The sequence below is a fragment of the Aliidiomarina soli genome (assembly GCF_003986975.1).
Lineage (GTDB): Bacteria > Pseudomonadota > Gammaproteobacteria > Enterobacterales > Alteromonadaceae > Aliidiomarina > Aliidiomarina soli.
On the sequence record NZ_PIPO01000005.1, the window covers coordinates 24535 to 49965 of the forward strand.

The following is a 25431-nucleotide window of genomic DNA, read 5'->3' on the forward strand; positions in this document are numbered from 1 at the left end:
ACGCTGGAACCATCCAGCGTGGCGTTTTTTATGGCAAAATAGCGCTATGCAACAAGCCCCGTTACCTGTGTTATCAATTCTTCCCCAACTGAGCACTCTGTTGAGTGAACAGGCCGTTGTGCTGCAGGCCCCGCCGGGTGCCGGTAAATCGACCGCACTGCCGTTGCATCTGTTACAGCAAAACCCGCAGCAGCGCTGGTTACTGGTGCAGCCAAGACGGATAGCAGCGCTTAGTATTGCGACCTATCTTGCCGCTCAGTTGGGTGAGCCAGTAGGGCAACAAATCGGTTACCAGATCCGGCAGCAGGGCAAGCACAGTAAAGCGACCCGGTTACTGGTGGTGACTGAAGGCATTCTGACCCGCATGTTACAGCAGGATCCGACGCTTGAGGCATACCACGGGGTTATCTTCGATGAGTTTCACGAGCGCAACCTGCAAAGCGATCTGGGGCTGGCACTGCTTCTTGAAAGTAGACAATTACGACCGGCCTTAAATCTGTTGGTGATGTCTGCCACCTTGCCCGCACAGGCATTGGCGGACTGGCTGGCTGAACATGAAACCCCGGCTGCCGTGCTGCAAAGTGAAGGTCGTCAGTACGATATTTCGATCAGTTACCAGGCGCCGTCGCGGGAGCAGAACTACCTCGATAAAACAGCGCAGGTCATTCGTCAGGTGGTTGCAGAAGGTGCTCAGGGTACATTGGTCTTTGTGCCGGGGCAGGGTGAAATCCGCCATTTGCAGAACCTGCTCGGTGACCTCAACGGGGCCCGTGTGGTGCCATTGCACGGGTCGCTCAATGTGCAGCAGCAACAAGCGGCACTAGCAGCTGAGGGCCAGCCGAGGGTTATTTTGGCGACCAACATTGCAGAGACAAGTTTGACCATTGAGGGGATTGATACGGTTATCGATACTGGCCGCGAACGGCAGGCGGTGTATCGACCCAAATACCAGGCTACTGAATTAGTAACCAAACGAATTGCCCGTGCAGCTGCAGTGCAACGTGCGGGACGTGCTGGCCGTACTGGCCCGGGGCAGTGTATTCGTATTTATCAGCCGAGTGACTTGCAGGCGATGGCCGAGTATCGGCCGGCCGATGTAGAACAACAGGATCTGAGCGATCTGGTATTGCAGGTTGCGGTGTGGGGAAGCCAGGTCGACGACATGGCATGGTTTACCGCGCCGAACCAGGGACACCTGGACAGCGCTCGTCAACAGCTGCAACGGCAAGGATTATTGTGCGGGCAACAAGCAACAGCTGAAGGCCACGCGGTGGCTGAATTCGCGACTGATACGGCCAATGCCAGCCTGTTGTTTAAGGTTCAGAATCAGACAGCTGCAACGCGCAGTACCGCTGCTCTTTTGGTCGCGAACCAGGAAGAGCAGGAGGCGAGCAACCTCAATCTGGTTGATGCACTCGAAACCATCCTGCAACAGCCGGCCAATTACCCGCGTACTCATCGTCGCTATGCTAAATGGTGCCGCAGTTTAAATACAAAGCCCATCCAACATATTGATGCAGTGGTCTTAGCGGAGTGTGTGTTTGCGTATCAACCGCTCGGGCTGGCGCGACGTCGGCTGCACAGCGATCTATTCCAACTGGCCAGTGGCGCTGGTGTGGAATGGGCTGAACCACGTCAGGCGACCAGCTTTAAAGAGGTCGACTGGCTATTGGTCACGGACGTCTCGTTTCACCAGGCACGCAATAATGGCGTTATTCGCCAATGCCTGCCGCTGACGCAAACTCAGCTCGACGGGTTTCTGCGCGGCGCTGGTGAGCAAGGAACTGAAACAGCCACGGAACTGAGCTGGCGTGGTGAACGGGGCGGCTTGTATGTAGAGCAGGTCACCCGCTTTGGTGCATTGGAATTAATGCGTAAACCACTCCAACAGTCACCGTCTGCGCAACAATGGCTCAATGCATTGCTGGATCAGGTAAGAAACCAGGGGCTCGAGTACCTGAACTGGGACGACGTCAGCGAGCAAACCTTGCGTCGGCTGCAGCTATTCACTGGTTTGCAGGGTGACAGCAATGCATATAGCAGTGCTGAGTTGCTGGCAACCCTCGAGGTTTGGGCGGCGCCGTACTGGAATGCCATACGCAGTCGACAGCAGTTGCAGGCCTGGGTGCCGGCGCAGGCCTTGTTAAACACACTCGACTACGCCGCCCAACAACGTTTACAGACCCAGTTACCAACTGATTGGCAGGCGCCAAGTGGCCGCCGTCACCGGATTTCCTATCAAGCCGATGGCAGCGCCCTGGTCAGCCTCAAATTACAGGAGGTATTCGGACTCTCTGAATCGCCTCAACTGGCGGATGGCAGTATGACCCTTTGTTTTGATTTATTGTCGCCTGCAGCCCGCCCGTTAGCCCGAACCACGGATCTGGCTACCTTCTGGCAGGGAGCATATCAGCAAGTGCGCAAAGAAATGCGCGGGCGTTATCCAAAACATCCATGGCCAGAAAATCCAGCGGTTGCCACCGCTACTCACCTCACAAAAAAGGCTCTGCATGGCAGCTAAAGGTAATACGAAAAAGGCACCCAAATGGCAACTGTCAATGCGCACCGTAGCCTGGTTACTGGTTAAGCTGGCACTGGCGGGCTCAATTCTGTTGCTGTTTTATGCGGTGTATCTGGATGGCGTGGTCAGTGAACGCTTTGAGCAAAATCGCTACCAGGCGCCGGCGTTATTGTATAGTCGGGCGCTGAATCTTACCCCGGGTAGTCTGACCCGCCAACGCGTGGAAGCCGAGCTGCGTGCCCTGGAATACAGCAGCTCGCCAGGAGCGCGTGACCAAGGTGAATACAACGCCCGCGACAACGCAATTTTGCTCCATCGGCGCGCATTTGACTTTGCTGATGGCTTTGAACCTAGTCAGCGTTTACTGCTGCAGTTCGATGGATCCCGGTTGACCGATGTGTTGGCCTGGCCGTCTCAGCAGCCACTTGAACAAGCCCGGCTGGAGCCGCAACTGATTGGTCGCTTTGCCGCTGACAGTGGTGAAGACAGATTGCTGGTTAGCCTTGAGGAAGTACCTCAGTTAATGCAGGACACCTTGCTGCTGGTGGAGGATCAGGACTTTTATTCCCATCTCGGCGTCAAACCCACCGCCATTATCCGTGCTGCCATGGCGAATTTGGCTGCGGGACGGACGGTACAGGGAGGCAGTACCCTGACCCAGCAACTGGTCAAAAACATGTACTTAAGCCGGGCTCAGAACCTCAGTCGAAAGTTCAAGGAAGCCTTGATGGCGTTGAGCCTGGACTACCGCTTTAGTAAAGACGAAATCCTTGAAGCCTATTTTAATGAGGTCTACTTTGGCCAGGATCGGGGGCATGCTATTCACGGTGTCGGGCTGGCTTCGCAGTACTTTTTCGGCAAAGCAGTTGAGGATTTGAGCGCTGCTGAAATTGCGTTGCTGGTCGGAATGGTTAAAGGACCAAGTCTGTATGACCCGCGACGCAGGCCCGAGAATGCGATAAAGCGACGTGAAGTCGTATTGCGACTGATGTACGAAAAACAGTTAATTTCCCAGGTCCACTATCTGGCAGCATTGGATGCACCGCTACTGCGTCGTGAAAGCTCGCGCCTAGTGCTCGGCGACCGACCTGATTATGTCGACCTGGTGCAACGCGAACTACGTCAGTTGGTTCCTGGTCGCGAGTGGCAACAAACCGGTTTGCGAGTGTTTACTCACCTCGACCCCTATCTGCAGTCGCAGGCAGAGCAAGCACTTCAGCGTCGTGGCGGGCGGGTTGATGTCGCCGAGTTGGAAGGCGCTATTGTGGTCAGTGACCATCAACAAGGCGTGATTCGGGCATTGGCAGGCACTGCTGGTGACACCACCGGCGGTTTCAACCGTGCGCTTGACGCAAAGCGGCCGATTGGCTCTTTAATTAAGCCTTTTACCTACACCCTGGCGTTGGAAGATCCCGCTTCCTATCGGCTCGAAACCCTGATCGATGACAGTCCGTTAACCTTGATAGATGAACGTGACCGGGAATGGACGCCACGCAACTTTGATGGCGAGTTTAAAGGGCCGGTGACGCTTTATCAGAGTTATATAGAGTCTCGTAACGTGCCGGCTATCCGCGTCGGTATGGATATAGGAGTGGAGCAAGTCAGGGAGCGGCTTTACAATGCAGGCTTTGCCACCCGTACCCATGCGTATCCGTCACTGCTGTTAGGTGCGGTGGACATGTCCCCTGTCGAGGTTAGCCAGATCTACAGTGTGCTGGCGAATCGTGGTGAACAACAGCGACTAACCAGTATTGAAGCCGTTTCTACTCACTGGGGCCAACAGCTATACCGACAGCAACGACGTGCACAGCGGGTTTTTACCGAAACCAGCGCCTACCTGAATACCTTTGCGTTACAAGGGGTGGCGCAGGAAGGCACTGCCCGCGCGTTAACCACCCTTGTCGGTGAAACAGGACTTGCCGGCAAAACGGGTTCGACCAATGAGCTGCGTGACAGCTGGTTTGTTTCCTTCGACGACCGTTTATTAACCACGGTCTGGTTAGGCCGGGATGACAATCAGCCCATCGGCTTAACCGGCAGTAATGGTGCCTTGTTGGTCGCTGCTGATCTGTGGAACCAGACAGGTGTTGAGCCACTGCAGAGAGCCCAGCCGGCGACACTTAGCAGCGGAGCATTCGACCGTCTTAGTGGCCTGCCAGTGGGCCTGGAATGCGCCGCAGCGTTGCGTCTGCCTAGTCATCAATACCGTGAGCCGGCTAATGGCCGTTGTGCAGGTACTGAAGACGATGACGAAGATGATGAACCTAACTGGCTGCAGCGCCTGTTCGGTGGCTAACTGACTGGTATAAAAAAAGGGCCGCTTTATGCGGCCCTTGCTGTGTATGACGTGCTTACCATCAGATACTGACCCGTTTGTACTCACGGTACGCAGGACGCCAGAAATTTGCATCGATGCGTTCCTGCAGCAGTTCATCAGGCACTTCAAGTGCATGACCCTGCTCCTGGGCAACTTTGCCAACAGCAAAAGCAATACGCTTGCTGAGGTCACTGATACTGGTAATCGGCGGCAGTAAATCGGTTCCGGTTTCCTGCACCGCGGGTGATGACTCGGCCAGCATCTGACTCGCCGCCATCAGCATCTCATTGGTGATGCGGTTGGCACGCGCGGCCAGAACGCCAAGGCCAATACCGGGGAAAATATAGCTGTTGTTGCACTGGGCAATGGGGTAATAACGGTCTTCATACACGACGGGTGCAAAGGGGCTACCGGTGGCAACAATGGCCTCGCCACGAGTCCATTCGATGACCTGCTCCGGTGTCGCTTCGACATTACGTGACGGATTCGATAATGGGAAAATAATCGGCCGGGCGCAGCTTTGATGCATCGCCTGAATCACTTGCTCGGTGAATAAGCCGCGCTGACCGGAAACGCCAATCAGGACTGTCGGTTCAGCGCAGTACATCACATCGAGCAACGACGGATAGTCGCCGGCAAACTGCCACTCACCAATGGTTTTGTCGGATTGGACCAATGCCTGCTGGAAATCGCGCAGTCCTTGCATGCCATTCACCAGTAAGCCATAGCGATCGACCATGTACACTTGTGAACGCGCCTGAGCATCGCTGATACCTTCTGCGATCATCTGATCAATAATCTGCTCGGCGATACCGCAGCCGGCGGAGCCTGCGCCGACAAAAACGATCTTTTGCTCACTCAGCTTTTGATTTTTGACTTTACAGGCAGCCAGTAGGGTGCCGACGGTAACCGCTGCGGTGCCCTGAATGTCGTCGTTAAAACAACAGATTTCATCACGGTAGCGGTTTAGAATCGGCATCGCATTGGGTTGGGCGAAATCCTCAAACTGGATCATTGCGTCTGGCCAGCGCCGCTGCAGTGAGCGAATAAAGGTCTCGACGAACTCATCATACTCTTTGCCGCGAATACGTTTATGCCGGGCCCCCATGTACATGGGGTCGTTGAGTAGCTTCTCGTTGTCGGTGCCCACATCGAGCATGATAGGTAAGGTGTAAGCCGGACTGATGCCGCCACAGGCGGTATACAGCGAGAGCTTACCAATCGGGATCCCCATCCCGCCGATGCCCTGGTCGCCTAGTCCCAGAATACGTTCGCCGTCGGTCACGACAATGACTTTAACCCGGCGCTTGGTCGCATTGCGCAGGATATCGTCCATTTGCTCGCGCTCTGCGTAGGACAGGAATAAGCCCCGTGAACTGCGGTAAATATCAGAGAACTGCTCACAGGCATCGCCAACCGTCGGGGTGTAAATAATCGGCATCATCTCTTCGAGGTGATCGACCAGCAAACGATAAAATACGGTTTCGTTATTATCCTGAATAGCGCGCAAATAAATATGCTTGTTCATCGGCGTTTCAAAGCTTGAGTACTGCATGTACGCACGCCGAACCTGTTCTTCGATGGTTTCATAGCGCGGCGGCAATAAGCCGGTCAGGTTAAAAGCAATGCGCTCTTCACGGCTAAAGGCACTGCCTTTATTCAATAAAGGTGTCTCCAGCAGGGAAGGACCAGCATGAGGGATATACAGTGGGTGTTCGACTTTCTTTTCGGCCATGAAATACCTTTCGACGACTAAACAAGGGTAGAATATGCCGCCCGATGATAGGTCGCCCTTGCGCAGGACGCAAGCAGACCAGTCGGGCGGGCACTAACGCCAGGCTTATTTATTCAGCGCGGCGAAGGACTCGCGAGCAGCCTGAATGGTTTGTTCGATGTCAGCATCGCTGTGCAGCATCGACATAAAACCGGTTTCAAAGGCACTTGGCGCGAGATACACACCACGTTTCAGCATTTGGTGATAAAAGGCTTTAAAATGATCCATGTTGCAGGCTGTAGCGTCTGCAAAGCTGGTCACCTTGTCTTTGTCAGTGAAGAAAAAGCCGAACATACCACCGACATGGTTAATGCTTAGTGGAATACCGGCTTCGTCGGCAGCCTCCTGCAGGCCCTTGACTAGCATTTCCACCGAGCGATTCATTTGCTCGTAACGACCGGGCTCCTGCAGTGCGTTTAACGCCGCCAGGCCCGCGGCCATAGCGACCGGATTACCGGACAGAGTACCGGCCTGATAAACCGGACCGGTTGGAGCGATATGGTCCATGATCTCGCGTTTACCACCGAAGGCACCCACAGGCATACCGCCGCCAATAACCTTACCTAAGCAGGTTAAGTCCGGGGTAATCGCATAGTGTTGCTGCGCGCCACCCGGTGCGACCCGGAAACCGGTCATGACTTCGTCAAAGATCAGCACTGCACCATTGTCGTCACAGACTTTGCGTAAGCCTTCTAAGAAACCCGGCTGAGGCGGAATGCAGTTCATATTGCCAGCCACAGGTTCAACGATAATGCAGGCAATCTGGTCACCGTACTGCTCAAATACCTCGTTTACTTCCTCAAGGTTATTAAAGCTCACTGTCAACGTGTGCTGTGCCAGGTCGGCAGGGATACCCGGTGAGTTTGGTGTACCTAAGGTGAGGGCGCCGGAACCGGCTTTAACCAGCAGTGAATCCACATGACCGTGGTAGCAGCCTTCAAACTTGAGGATCTTATCTCGTTTGGTGTAGCCGCGAGCCAGACGAATCGCACTCATGGTAGCTTCGGTGCCCGAATTGACCATGCGCACCTTTTCTATCGATGGGACGATTTCAATGATCTTTTCAGCCATGGTGATTTCAATCGCGGTTGGGGTGCCGAAACTGAGACCGCGTTCCGCAGCTTCAATCGCCGCATCGCGAATAGCCGGAAAGTTATGACCTAAAATCATCGGGCCCCAGGAGCCGACGTAGTCAATGTAACGGTTACCGTCTACATCGAACATGTAAGGGCCGTTCGCACGCTCGAAGAATATCGGGTCGCCGCCGACGCCGGCAAAGGCGCGTACTGGCGAGTTCACGCCACCTGGAATACTGTGTTGAGCTTTACTAAAAAGTTCGCTTGAACGTGACATGAGTACCTCTTAAAGATTGGCTTTGGCACTGTGCCAAACAACGTCGGTTTCGTATTTTTGCAGCAAATTTTCTACGCCTAAGGTGAGCGCGAAAAGTGCCATTCGAATTAGCACACCGTTATCGGCCTGGCGGAAAATGGCCAGGTTCGGGTTTTGATTCAAATCGTTGTCGAGCTCATTGGCTTCGGCACGCGAATCACGTGGTAACGGATGCATAATGACGGTATTTGGCTTGTAGTGCCGGGTATAGATTTCATGATTTAAACGGAATTTTCCGCGGTATTGATCAGCGTCCTGCAAATTAGCAAAACGCTCCTGCTGAATGCGGGTCTGGTAGACGATGTCGGCATCCAGCGAGCCTTCAATTTTTTCGGTGACGGTGACCCGGTGACCAGCGCTATCTAAAATACTCAGGATGTCGTCTGGCATAGATAGTTCGCGCGGAGATATCAGGGTGAAACGGACGTTCTTATACATCGACAACAGCTTCGACAGCGAGTGCACCGTGCGTCCGTATTTGAGGTCACCCACCATGCAGATATGCATCCCGTCTACCGTCAGCTGGTTGTGTAGCAGTTCTTTTTGAATGGTATATAAGTCTAATAAGGCCTGAGTGGGGTGCTCATTGGCACCGTCCCCGCCATTGATCACCGGGACCCGGCTACCGTCGGCAAACTCTGCCACAGAGCCTGCTTTTGGATGACGCATAGCGATAATATCGCTATAACTCGAAAGCACCCGGGCGGTGTCGTAGAGTGATTCGCCCTTGGCTATGGCCGAGCTTTCCATGCCTGTAGTTTCGCGGACTTCGCCGCCTAGCAGGTTGAAAGCGGTGCCAAAACTGACCCGGGTCCGGGTGGATGGCTCGAAAAACAGGTTGCCCAGAATTGCACCATCCAGCACTTTGGTCCGTTTTTTCCGGTGTGCATAGGGCTGCATCTGATCTGCAATAGAAAATACTTGTTGAATGGCTTCAGCATCAAATTGCTTGACCGAAAGGATATTGGCGCCGGTGAAATGCATCGTATGGAGTCCCCAACTGGTTAAAAGCATGCTGGCACTGCATGATAGCAGATCACCAGGGCTTGATCACCGCTAATAACACCACTGTAAAGAGGATGAGTACGGGAATTTCGTTAAACACCCGGTACCACTTTCCGCTGCGGGTATTGGCGTCATTGGCAAAGGTGCGAAGCAAGCGGAAACAGTAGCCATGGTAGATATACAACAACGCTACCAGGGCAAATTTAATGTGCAGCCAGACAGGCAGACTAGTGACAGTGGACAGCGCATAGGTCATCAGCAAGCCAAATATAAGAGTGAGCAGTGCAAAAGGGGTCACGAAGAAGAGCAGACGTCGCTGCATCACCTTTAATTGCGTCTGAACTGAGCTGTCGCTTGTCTCAGCGTGGTAGACGAAGATCCGTGGCAGATAAAAAATACCCGCGAACCAGGCCACCATAAAAATAATATGCAGCGCTTTAAGCCAATCGTAATGCTGAAGTAAAAAGTGGTTCATGTTACTATTTCGGTCATTTCTTAGTTTGGGTATTAGCATACCACAGGTGGTCGTAAGGTGAGTTTTTCGAATTGGCGACAACGTCTCGGACGCTTTCGCTTCACAATAGTAGTCACTGTCCTGGCTGTTTTATGTGCCTGGGGCGGTTATGAAATAGGCAATGCCAGACTGAAGTTTCTTGAGCAAGAGCGGGAGCGCCTCGAAAACCGCATTACTCGATTGCAGGGTACCATTGAAGATCTGGAGTATCAGACCAATATATTAAAAGTGGAACGTGATGTAGATCGGGTCGCCATTGAGAACTTGCAGGGTGAGTTGCGTAGTGCTCAGGACCACACCTCTGAAGTACGCCGTGAACTGTCTTTCTATCAGCGGGTCATGGCCCCTGAACTGGATGCGGATGGGGTTAAAATTGACTCGCTGCAGATTACTGCGGACGGTGGTGATGTGTTCCGCTTTCGTTTGATTCTGGTCCAGCTGGATCGGGCCCAACAACAGCTGGCGCAGGGGTCGTATTCGATTACCTTGCGGGGTCGGCGCAACGGGCGTGGAGTTGAATACAATGTGCTGGAACTGGCCGAGCTTGCAGAAGGTACAGGCAGTTTCGCGATGAATTATTTTACCCGGGTCAATGGCAGTTTTAAAATGCCTGAAGGGTTAAGTCCTGAAACGGTGCAGGTCAACGTGCGTACCCGAGGTGGGCAGCGTACCAGCCAGCAGTATAACTGGAATGACCTTGCAAATGCGGGCGTCGCAATGCAAGGCGAATCAAATTAAAGGTCAGGAGGTAGAAGCCATGAGTGGTGTTGAACAGGCATTGCCGATTGAATTTAGTCAGGCCGCGGCGAAACGGGTGAAAACCCTGATCGAGGAAGAAGAAAACGAGACTCTGAAACTTCGTGTTTTTGTCACCGGCGGAGGCTGTTCGGGCTTTCAGTATGGCTTTACCTTTGCTGAAGAGGTGAACCCGGACGACATGTCGATTGAACGCGAAGGCGTAACCCTGGTGGTTGACCCTATGAGCCTGCAGTATCTGGTGGGCGGAGTGGTCGACTATGAAGAGGGTTTGCAAGGCGCGCGCTTCTTCGTCAATAACCCAAATGCGACCACAACCTGCGGATGTGGAGCTTCATTCGCGGTTTAAAGCGAGTTCTTCATGAATGCGCTAAGTGAATGCTATTACTAGAAAAAATAATCTACTCAACAGACCAGTCGGAATGTTTAGAGGGTTAACAAAATCCTGCACAACGCCAGCCTGTACAAGGGCTGGCGCGGTTGTTTTAAGGCGAGAAAAGTTAACAAAACCTGCTCATAAATCCAGCAGTCATTTAACAATAAAAGTACACGAAATTGCTTGCCTTTTAATCTGTCTGCGGCAAAATTGCGCAAAATTTAACGCACGTCAGATAGGAGTTTGTGGATGAAAAAGTTAGCGTTAGCAACAATCGTTTGTGGTTTAGTTATGGGTACGTCGATTCAAACTGCCTCAGCCAATCAGGTAGCCGAAGGTATTTGTACCGCAATCAGTGCTGATGACCGTCAGCGCCTGCGTACCATTCTTAGCAACCACAATATGCGTTTGCGCAATATCTACTCTGGCGTACGTTGCAATGGCTACAGCATGCTGCAGTTTGCGATTACCGCTGAAGCTGCTCAGGTTGGTGAAATGATCACTCGTCAGCTGCCAGCCAGCGCGATTGAAGAAGATACAGTGAATGGTGAAACCATGCTGAACTGGGCAGAGTCATCAGGCTATGGCTCATCCGCGGTTGTTGATGCGGTGCGTTCACGTCTGGGTGAATAAGCCTGTAAACGAATAAACAGAAAAAGGGCGACCATGCAGGTCGCCCTTTTTTTTGTTAAACTCTGGGCTCTTTTGATCGTAATTGAGGTGATTATGGGTAGTTATGCGAACCACATCAGCACGGTGCAGTCCCGCTTTGACGAAGCGCTGCAAGCCACAGGTTTTGACAGTGTGCTGATCTATTCAGGTCAATCGCAGATAGCCTTTTTGGACGACAACCCATACCCGTTCCGGGTTAATCCGTTGTTTAAGTACTGGCTCCCTGTCACTGAAAGTCCAAAAAGTTTTATCTTTTATAAAGCTGGCTGCAAGCCAGTGGTGTATCTGTATAAAGCGAAGGACTTCTGGCATGCACCAGTCAATATTGCGCCGGCCGAATGGCAGGATCATATGGAGCTGAAAGTTGTCGATAATCTGGCTCAGGTACGTTCAGATGTGGGCGATGAATTGACTAAAACGGCCTATCTGGGCGAACAGTTCGAACCTATGACCAGTTGGCAGCTGGGTCAGGTCAACCCCAAGGCATTGATTGACCATCTGCATTATCAGCGGTCGGAAAAAACTGAATGGGAACTGGAAAACCTGCGTAAAGCCAACGATCTGGCAGCGCAAGCGCATGTTGCGGCACGTGATGCATTTTACGCCGGAGCGAGTGAAATCGAGATCCAGCATGCTTATTTGAGTGCCATTAATTTCCGTGAGCAGGAAGTGCCCTATAACTCAATTATTGCCTTGAATGAGCACTCAGCCATTTTGCATTATGATGTGTACGACCGTAGCGCACCTTCTGAGTCGCGCTCCTTCCTGATTGATGCTGGTGCTCTTTACAACGGTTATTGTGCCGATATCACCCGTACCTATGCGGCGCAAAAAAGTGGCTTCTATCAGGAACTGGTGGAGGCAATGGATAAAGCCGAGCAAGCCATTATTGAGGCCATCCGCCCTGGTGTCTCGTATTACGATCTGCATGTTCGCATGCATCACATGGTTGCAACTATTCTGGTCGACTTTGGCTTCTTTAAGATAAGTCCCGAGGAAGTGTACGAGCGCGGCTACACCAATGCATTTTTCCCGCACGGCTTAGGCCACTACATTGGTCTTCAGGTGCATGATGTTGGCGGCTTCCTGAAGTCCGCCCAGGGTGATGCTTATGAGCGTGATGGCCGCCATCCATTCCTGCGTTTATTGCGTAACGTGGAACCGGGTCAGGTCTTTACTATTGAACCTGGTTTGTATGTGGTTGATCAGTTGCTGGAAGAGTTTGACGGCAATGATGACTTTAACTGGGCGCGGATCGCTGAACTGCGGCCTTATGGTGGCGTACGTATAGAAGACAGTGTGCACGTTACCAATGACGGGGTGGAGAATATCACCCGTGATGCATTTGCGAAGGTAAGTAAATTTTAATTCGCTGGGAAATAGCCGCCGAGTATGGCGGCTCGTGTAGCGCCCGTCACTTCCGGTAGGTTGGACGGGCGTTTCTCGATGTGGCTCCAGGCTAACCAGGCAAACGCCATGGCTTCCACCCAGTCTGGTTCAATTCCAAGCTCTGCAGTGGAGGCAAACGTCACCTCGGGACTAAGCGCTTTAAGCCGACCCAGCAATGCACTGTTGTGCACCCCGCCGCCACAGACGAAACATTCGCGTAGCGCGTATTCGCGCAATGGGGCGCTAATCGTAACCGCGGTCAATTCAAGCAGGGTACGCTGAATGTCGGCCGGATCGAGATCCTCTGCAGCAAGTTTCTGCTCTACCCAGTCGAGGTGGAAATACTCTCTGCCGGTGCTTTTAGGAGCTGGCTGGCGAAAGTAAGGGTCTTCCAGCATACGTTCAAGGAATGCCTGATGCACCTGTCCTGATTGAGCAAAGCTACCCTGGTGGTCAAAGTAGCGACCCTGCAGCGGGTGATGCTTGGTGTACCAGGCGTCGAGCAGGCAATTGCCCGGGCCGGTGTCGAAACCGAGCGTTTGCCTGTCTTCAGTGAATAATGTCAAATTGGCAATGCCGCCAATATTGAGCACCGCTCGTGAGACGGCATCACCACCCAGCATCGCCTTATGAAACGCTGGCGCTAGAGGCGCTCCCTGGCCCCCCAGTGCGATATCCTTACGTCTGAAGTCCGCTACCACATCAATACCCGTTAAGCTCGCCAGCGTCGACGCACAGCCCAGTTGAAGGGTATAGGCCGGGGTCGCTACTGGCATATGGCGAACGGTCTGGCCATGACTACCAATGGCCCGGATACGGGAAGTCGGGACGTCAGCCTGACGAAGGAAATGAAGAATATGCTGGGCGCAGAAAGCGGCGAACTCGCGGTCACAGGAGGCGTAAATATTAAGTTCGTCAGTGCCGGGTTGGGTAAGTGCCTGCAGGTGTGTTCGTAGCGTTAACGGGAGCGGGGCTGAATGGCTCTTGACCAGGCTGGTATGGCCATTCTCATCGATTTCACACAAGGCTATGTCGAGTCCATCGAGACTGGTGCCCGACATCAGGCCAAGGTAAAAATCTGACATCGGCTGTCTATAGCTCGTCGTTGTCGTTCATCGCTACCATCACCCGGCGTTGGCTTTCCAGTTGTGCCAGACGTTGTTCAACGATCACGTTGAACTGAGCCATTTCGCTGCGGGGTAGCGACTCGGCGGCTGGCAGGTCGACCGTACGCGGGTTACGGTGAACGCCATTAACTAAGAATTCATAATGCAGGTGTGCACCGGTTACCCGGCCTGTAGCGCCTACTGTACCAATACGCTGGCCTTGGCGAACCCGGGCCCCGCGCTGTACATCACGACGGTTAAGGTGAAGGTATTTGGTGACATAGCGTTCGCCATGCTGAATGAAAACATAGTTACCATTGAGGTTGTTGTAACCACTCTCGACGACGCGACCATCGCCGGCTGCCATGACGGGGGTGCCAGTCGCTGCGGCATAATCAATACCATTGTGCGGACGAACCTGACCGGTTACCGGGTGAACGCGACGAGGATTAAAATCTGAACTTACCCGGTTGAATGCGACAGGTGCGCGGAGGAACGCCTGGCGCATATTGCGGCCGTCAGGTTTGTAATAATTACCATTGTCATGGCGGATCGCCTGGAAGGAGTCGCCCTGGTTGGAGAATTCAGCTGCCACGATACTGCCGGTGCCAATGAACTCACCATCGATAAAACGTTCTTCAAAGATCACGCTGAAATGGTCGCCGGGGCGGATATCCATGACGAAATCGACGTCCCAACCGAATAGCTCTGCAAGGTTCATGATCTGAGCCTGGGTTAAGCCGGCCTGAACCCCAGCATTCCAGAAGCTGCTGGAAATTGTCGCATTAGCAAAGCCGTAACGGACTTCGACTTCACTCAAATCGCGTTGACTCGCGTAGCTGCCGTCTTCCATCAGGGTAATCAGCAGCGTTTCCATGTCATTCAGTTCATACGTCAGCTGAACCAGCTCGCCATCGGGGTTACGACCAACATGAAGGGTATCGCCGGGGTGAATACGCTGTAAAAGACTGGCATCTTCTGCCTGTGTCACGCGGTGCAGCTGTTGGGCGGAAAAATCAAGACGCTGGAAAATACGTGCCAGGCTATCGCCGGAGCGAACCTGGTAGCTCTGCCATTCAAGGTTATCCAGTAACTCATTGTCTTCAGCTTCAAGGGCTGCCACATGTAATTCAAGAGCGTACCGCTTACCTAGCTCAAGCTCTTCTGCACTGGAGGTGTTACGCGATGCGCTCGCCTTTTCAGACGGCAGCAAGGCAAGCAACAGCAACGCACCCAGGATGAGCGCGATGACCACTTTATGTTGTCGCGGCAGATGATGAATAAATTGTGTCATGAGATGACCCTTGAACTACCTGTATTTAGCGCACTTGATTATCGTAGCATTATCGTCAGCCTGAACACTACAGAAGACTGTCCGTATCAGGCCGAACTTGTCAGACTGCACGAGGCATGGAAAGTTGCATTGTAACATTGTAACTGTGCAAACATCGAGCAGTATCTGTATATGCTTGCCAGAATGCTTAAAAGCTCAACAAAAATCAAGTAGAATGCGACCTTCAAACGAATTTCAGGGCGAGGAAAGTAAATGAACGGTAAGCCAGGAGTCGCGGAATTACTGCGCGGAGTAGATGAAGTTCTATTGGCGGATGAGCTTGAGAAGAAACTCAGCAGCGGTAAGACATTGACCGTCAAAGCTGGCTTCGACCCCACTGCGCCGGACCTGCATTTAGGCCACACTGTATTGATTAATAAGCTAAAAATACTTCAGGACATGGGCCACAAGGTGGTCTTCCTGATTGGTGATTTTACCGGCATGATAGGTGATCCGACGGGCAAAAATGTGACCCGGAAACCACTGTCCCGGGATGATGTGCTGGCCAATGCGCAGACCTATAAAGAGCAAATATTTAAAATTCTCGATGCAGAAAAAACTGAAGTTCGTTTCAATAGTGAGTGGATGAATGAGCTTGGCGCCGCAGGGCTGATTAAACTGGCAGCCGGTTCCACGGTTGCCCGTATGCTGGAACGCGACGACTTTAAGAAGCGTTATCAGGGTGGCCAGCCGATTGCTATTCACGAGTTCCTATACCCACTTATCCAGGGCTGGGATTCGGTGGCGCTGAAAGCTGACATTGAGATGGGAGGTACTGACCAGCGCTTCAATTTATTGATGGGCCGTGAGCTGCAGAAAGAAAACGGACAAACGCCACAAACGGTGATTACGGTACCGTTGCTTGAAGGACTCGATGGCGTGCAGAAAATGTCCAAGTCACTGGGCAACTACATAGGTATTACTGATGCGCCAAACGATATGTTTGGCAAGGTGATGTCGGTTTCAGACGAACTGATGTGGCGTTACTTTGAGTTACTGAGCTTCCGCTCAGAGGATGATTTAGCCCAGCTAAAAGCGCGGGTAGAAAACGGTGAAAACCCACGAGATATCAAAATCGAACTGGCTAAAGAGCTGATCGAGCGGTTTCATGACAAGGCTGCTGCCGATGGAGCAGAGCAGGATTTCATTCAACGCTTCCAGAAAAATGCGATCCCGGATGAAATGCCTGAACACAGCCTGCAGTTGGACGACGCCCAGCTTGGTATTGCAAGCGTACTGAAGGAAGCAGGCCTGGTACCTTCAACTTCAGAAGCGATGCGTATGGTTAAGCAGGGCGCGGTAAAACTGGACGGTGACAAGGTGACTGACAGTAAACATCAATGCCAGCGTGGTAGTACTGCAGTGTATCAGGTAGGAAAACGTAAGTTTGCTCGGATCACACTGAACTAAATAGCTTGGTGTAGGGCAATAAAAAAGGCGTCTGAAATATTCAGACGCCTTTTTTGATCGTGTCTACGTAGCTTACAAGCGGAAGCTCTTCACGCTGTCCTGCATTTCGGCAGACAGTTTAGCCACTTCATCACTGGCTTCGGCAGTCTGGCGAGCACCAGATTCAGCCTGCTCAGCGATAGCCACAATGGCTTCCAGCTTCTCGCTGATATCCTGCGCAGTGGCACTTTGTTGCTCCGCTGCGGTGGCAATGGCGGTACTGCTGTCAGAGGCCTGGTGCACTGACTCAGTAATGGCCTGCAGCGCAACAGAGGCTTCGTCAGCCTGAGTTACACAGGTCTCAGCCTGAGCACGACCACGTTCCATCACGGTTACTGCACGGTTTGAATCGTTTTGCAGACGTTCAATCATATCCTGAATCTCTTCAGTTGACTGTTGGGTCCGGCTGGCCAGGGTGCGAACTTCGTCGGCTACGACGGCGAAGCCGCGGCCTTGTTCGCCAGCCCGGGCTGCTTCGATCGCAGCGTTCAGAGCCAGTAGGTTGGTCTGTTCGGCGATACCGCGAATCACGTCAAGAATGCCGCCAATGTTCGAGCTGTTTTCCGACAATTGGTTGATGACGTCCGAGGCGTTCTGTATTTCACGCGCTAACTCTTCAATGGTGCGTTTGTTTTCATCAGAGATAACACGGACACGCTTCGCTTCTTCATCCGAATGCTGGATTTCATTCAGTGCCTGAGTCGCGCCGTTCGCCATTTCTGTCGAGGTGCTGCTCATTTCCTGAGTCGCCGTTGCTACCTGTTCAACCTGACTGCGCTGCTCCTGAATCGAGTTACGCGAATCGGCAGAAACACTGGACGACTCTTCAGCTGCAGTTGCCAGCTGGGTAGCGCGGTCTGCGATGCCTTCAATCAGCTCACGCAGGTTAAAGATAAGCTTGTTGATATTACCGGATAGCTCGCCAAACTCGTCATTTGCGCTGTCATCGAGACGACCGGTCAGGTCGCCGTTGGCCAGTGTATTGAGCATGCCATTGACCCGTCTTAATGGACGGCTAATTGAGCGTACTGTGACAAACGCAATGATCACTGCAAGTGCGATCGACAGAATAGTTAACACGGCATTCAGCCAGCCACTGCGAGTAATCGCGTTGCCGGCGTCCATTTGAGCACTGTCAGCGACCTGTTGTACCTGGCCCTGTAGATCGGCCATTTCGGTCAGGATCACATCCATCAGCTGATTGTTGGTGCCAAGCAAGGCTTGCGCGTCTTCACGGGCCTGCAGTCGCTCAAACACAACGGCGACCAATGAATCATCGCTGTCGCTTAGGCTGTTGGCTGCGGTGTCAATGTAATCACCAACGTCAGCCAGCAGGGCATGGTCAGAAAGCTCAGTCAGTGTTTGGTAACGTTCGCGGGTTGAATCAACCGCCACTTCAATCTCACTGCGGATAATTTCTGCTCGGCCCTGTTCTTCCACGGCTACCAGGTCGTAAGCCAGGGTTACAAGGCTGTTGAGGCTGTTCTCAAGCTGACCCGCCTGAGTGCGAAGCTCGTCGCTCAGCCCCTGGACATCGGTCAGGTCGAGTAATGACATTGCGGCGTCGTCGGCAGAAAATTCGATATCGCCCAACAGACTGTCACGGGTACCGGCAAGTCGCAGGTAGCGGGTCTGGTAGTCAAAAATTTGCCCCACCTGAGAGGTGAAACTCTGAATATCTGCTTCCAGGATTTCTATCGCTTCGCGTTGACCAGATGCATTCAAACGGCTAGCGAGTTCAGCGAGTTGAGTATCAACGGCCGTCGATGCTTGTGAAAATTCGCCTTGCAGGCTCTCCACCGTGGCCAGACGTTCACTGTGAAATGCTTCCAGTTGGCTGTTTGAGAGTTGTAGTAATTCCGTTTGCAGATTTGCCACACCAATTAAGGATGGAATCGCAACGTCACTTACTTCTTCAGATGATTCGCCAATGCCTTTCAAACTAAAGAAGGAACTTAAACTTATAATAAGCAGTAACAGGGTAATGATGGCAAAGCCACCGATAACCCGCGCCGCAACGGTTAACCTCATGGTATTCTCCTACCGACAACCTGATAATTTATAGTTATAACGAATGCACTATATCGAAATTTTGAGCAATTTGAAATTGCATTCACCGCAGCCCGGCTACTTTACATCCGTGAACGCTGCTTGAGTGACGAAACTTTGCTGGTCGATATTCAGCAGTGTGAGCTTGTTTCCCCATACACAGCCCGTGTCGAGCGCAATAATGTCCTCTCGTCCGGTTTTTCCGTTTAGTGCTGCCCAGTGGCCGAACATTATTTGTATCGGCGAGGTTGGATAAAAGTTGAACCAGGGTAATAAGTCGGCATCTGCCTGTTGTGGCGATAATTTTGAGGTGAGATCTAAATGCAGCCCGTCTGCTTCCTGGCGACAGAAGCGCATGCGGGTGAAAGCGTTGACAATGAAACGAAAGCGTTCAACACCCGTGAGCTCGTCGCACCAGCGCGTTGGCTCGTTGTGATACATCTGCTGCAGGTAGTCCTGGTAATCGGGACGCTGCAACTGAGCACGTACTTCATCGGCGAGGGTCTGTGCCTGTGCAAGTGACCACTCCGGGTAGACCCCGGCATGAACGATTACAGAGTCCGAAGCGGGTAGATGCAGCATGAGAGGCTGCTGGCGTAACCACTCAATCCAGAATTCAGTTTCTGCCCCCTGATGAATCATGTCGGTGTTGTCTTTAGGGTGGGCCTGGCGTACACCACACAACACCGCCAGTAAATGCAGATCGTGATTGCCCAGCACGCAACCAAAGGCATCGCCTAATTCCACGGCAAACTGTAAAACCTGCTGTGAGTGAAGCCCACGCCCGACCAGGTCGCCGACACTCCAGAGTTTGTCGGTGGCAGGATCGAAAGCCACTTTATCAAGCAGCGCTTTTAGTTCATCAATACATCCATGGATGTCGCCAACTGCGTAGTGAGCCATAGCTGTGTCTTTTGGTTAGTAGAACGTGTCTGTTAGTCGGGTTTTTTGCTCGAGTTTTCTAGTGGAGTATGTGCGGTACAGCAAGACGAAACGCGGGAATAGCCACTTGGTGCAGTTCACCCTGCTGGTCACAGATCCCGTAGTGGCCATGCATGCTGCCAATCGGAGTGGTCAGCACGGTGCCACTGGTATAGCTGAACGCCTCGCCCGGCTGGATGACCGGCTGTTTGCCTACCACGCCATCTCCGGCTACCTGTGTCACTTTGCCGTCTGCATCGTTAATTGTCCATTCCCGGGTTAACAGCTGAATCGCTTCGCTGCCGTCGTTGGTAATAGTAATGGTATAGGAAAAGACAAATTGCTTTTGCTCTGGGTCAGATTGTGACTGCAGATATCGGGTCTCTACATTAACCAATACGTTGGAACTTAACATTGTTTTATTCACGCTCCGCAAGCCAGTTTGCCAGTCGGCAGAAATCATCAACACTGAGAGTTTCCGGCCGTGCCGCGGGGTTGATCCCCAGACTTTCTAAGTCGGCCTCGGTCATCAGTTCTTTAAAGTTATTGCGAATTGTTTTACGCCGTTGGTTGAAGCCTGTCAGGCACACCTGGTTAAGTAATTTACGATCTTTTACTTCGACTCTGGGGGTGGTTAAAGGGCGTAACCGAACCACCGCCGAATTCACCTTAGGTGGCGGGGTAAAGGCACCCGGCGGGACATCCAGCACCGGCGTGACTTCGCAGGCTTGTTGGATCATCACCGTGAGGCGGCCAAAGGCTTTGCTTCCCGGCTCTGCACCCATTCGGTCGACCACTTCTTTTTGCAACATAAAATGCATGTCTTCGACCACATCCAGCTGCTGCAACAAATGGAAAATCAACGGGGTTGAGATGTTATAGGGCAGGTTGCCGAACACTCGCAGCGGTTTACCTAGCTCCTTGCTGAGCGCCGCAAAGTCGAATCTTAGTGCATCGGCGCGGTGCACAGTCAGCTTGTCTTTTAAAAACGGGTGGCTTTCCAGGCGGTCAGCCAAATCTCTGTCCAGTTCGACCACATGCAGGTGACCACAGGCATCGGCCGCCGGTTCTGTCAGTGCGGCCAGGCCGGGGCCTATCTCAACTAACGCCTGACCCGGTTGCGGGTGGATAGCGCTAACGATGGAATCAATCACCCCCCCGTCATGGAGGAAGTTTTGACCGAAACGTTTACGGGCTCTGTGCCCTTGATGAACTTTACTCATAATGCTTTGGTTGCCATGCTGATAGCTTGTTCGAGGGCAAGCTTGAAACTGCCGGGATGGGCGTTACCTCGACCCGCTAAATCAAGGGCTGTGCCATGGTCGACTGAGGTGCGGATAAATGGCAAGCCAAGGGTAATGTTAACTGCTGCGCCGAAGCCTTTGTACTTCAGTACGGGGAGTCCCTGGTCATGATACATCGCAAGCACTGCATCTGCCTGTTCCAGGTATTTTGGTTGAAAAATTGTGTCTGCAGGTAACGGTCCCTGAAGCTGGTAGCCATGCTCCTGTCGCAGTTGCTCCAGACATGGCTCAATCACAGCCTGTTCCTCGCTCCCCAGGTGGCCATTTTCGCCGGCGTGAGGGTTGAGACCGCAAACCAGAATACGTGGCGCGGGGAGGTTAAACTTGCTCACCAAATCCTGATGCAGAATATGAATCACTTTTTCCAGTCGTTGTGTGGTAATCGCTTTCGCCACATACGCAAGCGGAATATGGGTAGTGACCAGTGCAACGCGCAGCCCCTCAGTAGCCAGCATCATCACCACATCGTTGCAACCTGCCTGGTGAGCAAAAAATTCGGTATGGCCGCTGAAGGGGATACCAGCTTCGTTAATAATACCTTTGTGTACAGGGCCGGTGACCACTGCCGCAAATTCGCCGCTAAGATTGCCTTCACAGGCTAAGCGCAGGGTTTCAATCACATAGCCACCGTTGGCGTCATCGAGCTGGCCGGCTACCGTGGGTTTAGCGCTAGCCACATGGCGAACGCAAAGTTCGCCCGCAGCAGTGGGCTGCGCTGGCTGGTCTGGTTCATAACTGCGCAGGTGTAGTGGTAATTCAAGTAGGCGGGCTCGTGCCAGCAGCAGTTCACGGTCGGCAAAAACAACCAGCTCAGCAGGCCATGCCTGCTGAGCTAACTGAATAATTAAATCAGGACCAATGCCAGCGGGTTCTCCCGCTGTCACAGCTAAGCGAAGGGTCACTGTTCGAGCACCTCGACATACGCATTGTCGCGTAGCTCCTGTAACCAGATATCCAGTTCTTCGCGGTACTTACGGGAAAACAGCATGTTACCCGCCTGGTCCTGCTTGCGTTGTTCAGTCACATCCTGAGTGCGACGGTCCTGAACTTCAATGATGTGCCAACCATGAGTGGTGCGGAACGGCTCACTGATATAGCCAATCTCCTGATTCTCCGCTTTCTCACGGAATTCAGGTACGTACATTGACGGGTCTGCCCAGCCCAGGTCCCCACCGACACGTGCTGAACCTGTGTCAGCCGAGTGCTCCTGAGCCAGCTCTGCAAACTCTTTTTCGCCACTCATAATCTGTTCGCGGAATTCCGCTAACATTGAACGGGCACGGGCGTCAGATAAAATAACCGAGGGTTGAATCAGGATATGCCGTGCTTTTACTTCTTCCGCCGTAAACACTTCAGCACCGCGAACCTCATTAACCCGTAAGATATGGAAACCGATCCCGGAACGTAGTGGACCCACAGTATCGCCGGCCTGGGAGCCTTCTACAGCATCTGCAAACAGCGTTGGCATGGTGTTGATAGTCATCCAACCCATCTCGCCACCATCCAGTGCGTTAGACGCGGAGGAAGCCGTCACTGCAAGCTCTGCAAAGTCATCACCTTCTGCAAGGCGGTTAAGTACCGCACTCGCTCGTTGCTCTGCAGCGCTTTCGTTGTTTTCGCCGCTGTCGTCCTGAAAGCTGATCAATATATGGCTCAAATTGTATTCGGTAGTGGAGTCACCCTGTTCGTCAATGATTTGGACCAGGTTATTAATTTCCTGAGGACTGATATAAACCCGCCGCTGAACGGTTGCACGCTGCACTTCGTTGGTCACGATCTGCTCACGGACGTTCTCCCGGTACTGACGCCAGGACTCTCCGTCCGCCTCAATCTGCGTCCGCATCATATCGACTGTCATCTCGTTGTCGGAGGCAATAGAGGCGATGGTCTGGTCGAGTTGAGCATCACTGATGCGAATACCCATGCGCTCGGCTAACTGCATTTGCAGTTTCTGAGAGATGAGACGTTCACTGGCCTGAGTGCGTAACACATCGTCACTTGGAAGTGAGCGGTTGGCACTGCGGCTGTCACGTTTAACCTGCTGAATAAGACTCTGAATTTCGCTTTCCAGAACGACCGTGTTATCGACAATAATAGCGACGCGGTCTAGCGACTGTTGTGCCAGGCTTGATGCAGATGCTAGCAGCATGCTCAGAGCGATGATCCAGGATGTTACTACTCTCATAAAATATCCATTAATTGTGTACATTAATCACTTAAGTAAAATGGGCGACGATAGCCAAAAATGCCTTGTTGCAGCATGCCCGCGAGGCTAGAGCGGTCATTACTTAGGCCTGTAATAACAAATTGCAGACTGAGACCATTGTCAAATTCAGCTGGTGACAGGCTCTGTTGCGACTGAATACCTTCGAAGTTGCGGTCGATCCGACGATAGGCACTTAAGCGCACGGCCCAGCAACAGCTTTCATATTGGACGCCGAAATTTGCATCCAGGGTCCGGCTATTGCCGAGGTCCCGATAATAGTGCCCGGCTACCGACCACTGCGAGCGAAGCTGCCAGGAGCCAAGCATACCAACTTGTTCAACGTCAGTTTCCGTACCAATAAGACCGCGAACCTGACGGAAGTTCAACTGTATCAAATTGCTATTATCTTTACGATATTCAACAGCAGACCGGCTTTTCTGCATTTGGTTCAGTTCACTGTCGTACTGAGCACTGGCGCTGAAGAACCAGCGACTGCTAATACGAAAATCGACTTCTGCAGCCAATTCTGACGAGGTATCCGTAATTTGAGTCGAGTTATCAAATAACTGAGTTTCGCTGTCATCAAAGTAAAATATCTGACCGATGCTGAAGCGCATAAGTTCTTCGGCACTCTGATTAAAAATACTGGTGGTTGCGCCGACCGTTACCTGGTTGGCATCAGCTATCCGGTCCAGTCCGGAAAAACGACGTTTGCGAAACAGTCCGTTGTAATCGTCCTGCAACGGCACAGAGTCATACACCCCAATGTTGCGTTGGTCGCGATAGGGGGTGTAGAGAAATTGCACCTGAGGTTGCAGAGTCTGGATTCCGGTCTGATCAGAGAACGAGAACGGGCGTTCAAAGTTCAGTTGGCCGTGCAGTCGCAACTCAGGTAACGCTCGGGTAATCGAGCGATCTACCAGTTCATCGTTTTCAATCAGGGTTTGTTCATAATGGGTTAGCAGCATGCGCCCTTCTGAACTCCACTCCCAGCCAGGGCGTCGCATGAGGTAGCTAACGCCGGTCTCGGTGTGAAAACGAGAGGCTTTCTCGGGTGAGCCGCTTTGGCGCTCAAAGTGCGTCAGTTCGTTCTGCCAGTCGAGGCGCAGGCCCTGTCGTATGGGCTGACCGGTATCATAGTCAACGCTTAGCCGGGGGAGAGTGCGGAACGCGCTCTGGTAGGGGCCCAGCAACTGAAAATCTTCAATCTGTAATTGGCCTTGCCAGCGATTATTGGAGTAGTCGGCTTGCCCGCGGCGATAAATATGCGAGTCCGCCCGGTTGGCAAAGTCGCTGCCGAAATCATTAAAATAATTTACATCACTGACTGAGCTGGCATCGACGTAGGTGCTCCAGTTGTCATTGATATGAGCAAGGTGTTCAACCCGCCAGTAGGAGCGCGAACCTTCATCCGGACGGTCATTATCCTGGTCGAGTAACTCAAGATTAACCTGCGCGAGTTGGCGCTGGTCGAGGTAACGTCCTTCGGCCATGCCCATGATGCCGCGCTGGGACATGTAGCGCGGGGTTACGGTAGCGTCGTAGTTGGGCGCCAGGTTAAAATAGTAAGGCTGCGCGAGCTCAATCCCGTTGCGTCCCGATGAGGTTATTGTGGGATGCAAGAAGCCTGATTTGCGCTCGTCGGTAAGCGGGAAAGAGAAACTTGGCACATACAGCACTGGAATATTAAACAAGCGCACCTGAGCACCACGCGCCCGACCCCAGCCTTCGTCCTCGTTCATTTCTATACTGCGGGCGCGGATTTCCCACGGGGGGCGATCGCCGGGGCAGGTCGTAAAGCTGGAACGGTTGAAATTGAGAGAGCGGGTGTTGTCGACATTGGTGATGTGGAGTCCGCGAGCCGCTCCTCTGGCTGAGGTGCCAACCAGATAGTAATCAAGCTGATTAATAGACGCCGTCTGCGTCCGGGTGTTTGCTTCAATACTGTCGCCGCGTACCGCGACATAGCCGTCTGTGTAAACCAGGCCACCGGTTGCGCTCAAAGACCCTTCAGCCTGGTTAAACTGAGCCTGTTCGGTTTGAATATACTGGTTCAGATGGCGGATCTCGACATTGCCACGAAACGAAGCCTGATTATTGCGCCGCATATCGAATTCATCTGCATTGACTTCAAGGCGCTCGCTGCCGTCTGCACGCACAGAGGCATCCATGGCTGTGTTCATCACGGCATTTTTCATCACGGCATTGTGCAGCACCGGATTAACCCCTTCGCCGACGTGTGTGGCTGGGTCTGGTAACCACTCGGGAGGAGCAGAACACTGCTCGGTCAGCGATGGCGGATTAGAGTTTGCCTGCACTGGGGCTGCCATAAGCAGCGGTAACAAGA

20 protein-coding genes are annotated in these 25431 nt (G+C 52.7%); 7 read left to right on the top strand and 13 right to left on the bottom strand.

What is annotated here, in order from left to right; translation table 11 throughout:
* Positions 1-46: 46 nt before the first annotated feature.
* Positions 47-2521, top strand: coding sequence for an ATP-dependent helicase HrpB (gene hrpB, locus CWE14_RS10980; RefSeq protein WP_126799422.1), 2475 nt, complete (start codon positions 47-49; stop codon positions 2519-2521).
* Positions 2511-4817 (top strand): penicillin-binding protein 1B, encoded by a 2307-nt coding sequence (gene mrcB, locus CWE14_RS10985; RefSeq protein WP_241972388.1) that lies wholly within the window; start codon positions 2511-2513, stop codon positions 4815-4817. The genes hrpB and mrcB overlap by 11 nt, the downstream gene beginning before the upstream one ends.
* A 61-nt stretch (positions 4818-4878) precedes the next feature.
* On the opposite strand, the gene CWE14_RS10990 is transcribed toward mrcB, so the two are convergent.
* The 4 genes from CWE14_RS10990 to hemJ form a co-directional block, all read right to left on the bottom strand.
* Positions 4879-6573: an NAD-dependent malic enzyme gene (locus CWE14_RS10990; RefSeq protein WP_126790223.1), complete on the bottom strand. Its 1695-nt coding sequence runs from the start codon at positions 6571-6573 to the stop codon at positions 4879-4881.
* Positions 6574-6678: 105 nt separating this feature from the next.
* The gene (gene hemL / locus CWE14_RS10995; RefSeq protein WP_126799423.1) at positions 6679-7965 is read right to left on the bottom strand and encodes a glutamate-1-semialdehyde 2,1-aminomutase; all 1287 of its coding nucleotides are present in this window, start codon (positions 7963-7965) and stop codon (positions 6679-6681) included.
* 9 nt (positions 7966-7974) lie between these two features.
* Positions 7975-8988, bottom strand: coding sequence for an aspartate carbamoyltransferase (locus tag CWE14_RS11000; protein WP_126799666.1), 1014 nt, complete (start codon positions 8986-8988; stop codon positions 7975-7977).
* A 52-nt stretch (positions 8989-9040) separates the two neighbouring features.
* The gene (gene hemJ / locus CWE14_RS11005) at positions 9041-9484 is read right to left on the bottom strand and encodes a protoporphyrinogen oxidase HemJ (protein WP_126799424.1); all 444 of its coding nucleotides are present in this window, start codon (positions 9482-9484) and stop codon (positions 9041-9043) included.
* Between the two features lie 57 nt (positions 9485-9541).
* On the opposite strand from hemJ, the gene CWE14_RS11010 reads away from it, so the two are divergent.
* From CWE14_RS11010 to pepQ, 4 genes are all read left to right on the top strand, one after another.
* A complete protein-coding gene (locus tag CWE14_RS11010; protein WP_126799425.1) occupies positions 9542-10261 on the top strand; it encodes a DUF6776 family protein in 720 nt (239 codons plus the stop codon).
* 19 nt (positions 10262-10280) lie between these two features.
* The gene (gene erpA, locus CWE14_RS11015; protein WP_126790219.1) at positions 10281-10628 is read left to right on the top strand and encodes an iron-sulfur cluster insertion protein ErpA; all 348 of its coding nucleotides are present in this window, start codon (positions 10281-10283) and stop codon (positions 10626-10628) included.
* 276 nt (positions 10629-10904) lie between these two features.
* On the top strand, positions 10905-11288 hold the full coding sequence (locus CWE14_RS11020) for a DUF3718 domain-containing protein (RefSeq protein WP_126790218.1): 384 nt from the start codon (positions 10905-10907) through the stop codon (positions 11286-11288).
* Positions 11289-11381: 93 nt separating this feature from the next.
* Entirely contained in the window at positions 11382-12695 is a 1314-nt protein-coding gene (gene pepQ, locus CWE14_RS11025) for a Xaa-Pro dipeptidase (protein WP_126799426.1), read from the top strand.
* Here the strand turns inward: pepQ and CWE14_RS11030 are convergent.
* Both CWE14_RS11030 and CWE14_RS11035 read right to left on the bottom strand, forming a co-directional pair.
* Entirely contained in the window at positions 12692-13801 is a 1110-nt protein-coding gene (locus CWE14_RS11030) for an anhydro-N-acetylmuramic acid kinase (protein ID WP_126799427.1), read from the bottom strand. The genes pepQ and CWE14_RS11030 overlap by 4 nt on opposite strands.
* A gap of 7 nt (positions 13802-13808) precedes the next feature.
* Positions 13809-15116, bottom strand: coding sequence for a peptidoglycan DD-metalloendopeptidase family protein (locus CWE14_RS11035; RefSeq protein WP_126799428.1), 1308 nt, complete (start codon positions 15114-15116; stop codon positions 13809-13811).
* 252 nt (positions 15117-15368) lie between these two features.
* Between CWE14_RS11035 and tyrS the strand changes: the two genes are divergently transcribed.
* A complete protein-coding gene (tyrS, locus tag CWE14_RS11040; RefSeq protein ID WP_126799429.1) occupies positions 15369-16565 on the top strand; it encodes a tyrosine--tRNA ligase in 1197 nt (398 codons plus the stop codon).
* 72 nt (positions 16566-16637) lie between these two features.
* Here tyrS and CWE14_RS11045 read toward each other — a convergent pair whose 3' ends face one another.
* The 7 genes from CWE14_RS11045 to CWE14_RS11075 all read right to left on the bottom strand — a co-directional run bounded on the left by CWE14_RS11045 (position 16638) and on the right by CWE14_RS11075 (position 25402).
* Positions 16638-18635 (bottom strand): methyl-accepting chemotaxis protein, encoded by a 1998-nt coding sequence (locus tag CWE14_RS11045; protein WP_126799430.1) that lies wholly within the window; start codon positions 18633-18635, stop codon positions 16638-16640.
* A gap of 96 nt (positions 18636-18731) precedes the next feature.
* Positions 18732-19556: a symmetrical bis(5'-nucleosyl)-tetraphosphatase gene (locus CWE14_RS11050; RefSeq protein WP_126799431.1), complete on the bottom strand. Its 825-nt coding sequence runs from the start codon at positions 19554-19556 to the stop codon at positions 18732-18734.
* Between the two features lie 58 nt (positions 19557-19614).
* Positions 19615-19989 carry a Co2+/Mg2+ efflux protein ApaG gene (apaG, locus tag CWE14_RS11055; RefSeq protein WP_126790211.1) on the bottom strand — a complete coding sequence of 125 codons (375 nt, stop codon included), beginning with the start codon at positions 19987-19989 and terminating at the stop codon, positions 19615-19617.
* A 4-nt stretch (positions 19990-19993) separates the two neighbouring features.
* A complete protein-coding gene (gene rsmA / locus CWE14_RS11060; RefSeq protein WP_126799432.1) occupies positions 19994-20797 on the bottom strand; it encodes a 16S rRNA (adenine(1518)-N(6)/adenine(1519)-N(6))-dimethyltransferase RsmA in 804 nt (267 codons plus the stop codon).
* A complete protein-coding gene (gene pdxA / locus CWE14_RS11065) occupies positions 20794-21780 on the bottom strand; it encodes a 4-hydroxythreonine-4-phosphate dehydrogenase PdxA (protein ID WP_126799433.1) in 987 nt (328 codons plus the stop codon). The genes rsmA and pdxA overlap by 4 nt, the downstream gene beginning before the upstream one ends.
* Positions 21777-23063, bottom strand: coding sequence for a peptidylprolyl isomerase SurA (gene surA / locus CWE14_RS11070; RefSeq protein WP_126799434.1), 1287 nt, complete (start codon positions 23061-23063; stop codon positions 21777-21779). The genes pdxA and surA overlap by 4 nt, the downstream gene beginning before the upstream one ends.
* A gap of 23 nt (positions 23064-23086) precedes the next feature.
* Positions 23087-25402 carry an LPS-assembly protein LptD gene (locus CWE14_RS11075; RefSeq protein WP_198676585.1) on the bottom strand — a complete coding sequence of 772 codons (2316 nt, stop codon included), beginning with the start codon at positions 25400-25402 and terminating at the stop codon, positions 23087-23089.
* Positions 25403-25431 lie beyond the last annotated feature (29 nt).

Bases quoted from the DNA above. Each gene is read 5' to 3' on its own strand.
- hrpB (WP_126799422.1), top strand. From the start codon at position 47: ATGCAACAAGCCCCGTTACCTGTGTTATCAATTCTTCCCCAACTGAGC.
- mrcB (WP_241972388.1), top strand. From the start codon at position 2,511: ATGGCAGCTAAAGGTAATACGAAAAAGGCACCCAAATGGCAACTGTCA.
- CWE14_RS10990 (WP_126790223.1), bottom strand. From the start codon at position 6,573: ATGGCCGAAAAGAAAGTCGAACACCCACTGTATATCCCTCATGCTGGT.
- hemL (WP_126799423.1), bottom strand. From the start codon at position 7,965: ATGTCACGTTCAAGCGAACTTTTTAGTAAAGCTCAACACAGTATTCCA.
- CWE14_RS11000 (WP_126799666.1), bottom strand. From the start codon at position 8,988: ATGCATTTCACCGGCGCCAATATCCTTTCGGTCAAGCAATTTGATGCT.
- hemJ (WP_126799424.1), bottom strand. From the start codon at position 9,484: ATGAACCACTTTTTACTTCAGCATTACGATTGGCTTAAAGCGCTGCAT.
- erpA (WP_126790219.1), top strand. From the start codon at position 10,281: ATGAGTGGTGTTGAACAGGCATTGCCGATTGAATTTAGTCAGGCCGCG.
- CWE14_RS11020 (WP_126790218.1), top strand. From the start codon at position 10,905: ATGAAAAAGTTAGCGTTAGCAACAATCGTTTGTGGTTTAGTTATGGGT.
- pepQ (WP_126799426.1), top strand. From the start codon at position 11,382: ATGGGTAGTTATGCGAACCACATCAGCACGGTGCAGTCCCGCTTTGAC.
- CWE14_RS11030 (WP_126799427.1), bottom strand. From the start codon at position 13,801: ATGTCAGATTTTTACCTTGGCCTGATGTCGGGCACCAGTCTCGATGGA.
- CWE14_RS11035 (WP_126799428.1), bottom strand. From the start codon at position 15,116: ATGACACAATTTATTCATCATCTGCCGCGACAACATAAAGTGGTCATC.
- tyrS (WP_126799429.1), top strand. From the start codon at position 15,369: ATGAACGGTAAGCCAGGAGTCGCGGAATTACTGCGCGGAGTAGATGAA.
- CWE14_RS11045 (WP_126799430.1), bottom strand. From the start codon at position 18,635: ATGAGGTTAACCGTTGCGGCGCGGGTTATCGGTGGCTTTGCCATCATT.
- CWE14_RS11050 (WP_126799431.1), bottom strand. From the start codon at position 19,556: ATGGCTCACTACGCAGTTGGCGACATCCATGGATGTATTGATGAACTA.
- apaG (WP_126790211.1), bottom strand. From the start codon at position 19,989: ATGTTAAGTTCCAACGTATTGGTTAATGTAGAGACCCGATATCTGCAG.
- rsmA (WP_126799432.1), bottom strand. From the start codon at position 20,797: ATGAGTAAAGTTCATCAAGGGCACAGAGCCCGTAAACGTTTCGGTCAA.
- surA (WP_126799434.1), bottom strand. From the start codon at position 23,063: ATGAGAGTAGTAACATCCTGGATCATCGCTCTGAGCATGCTGCTAGCA.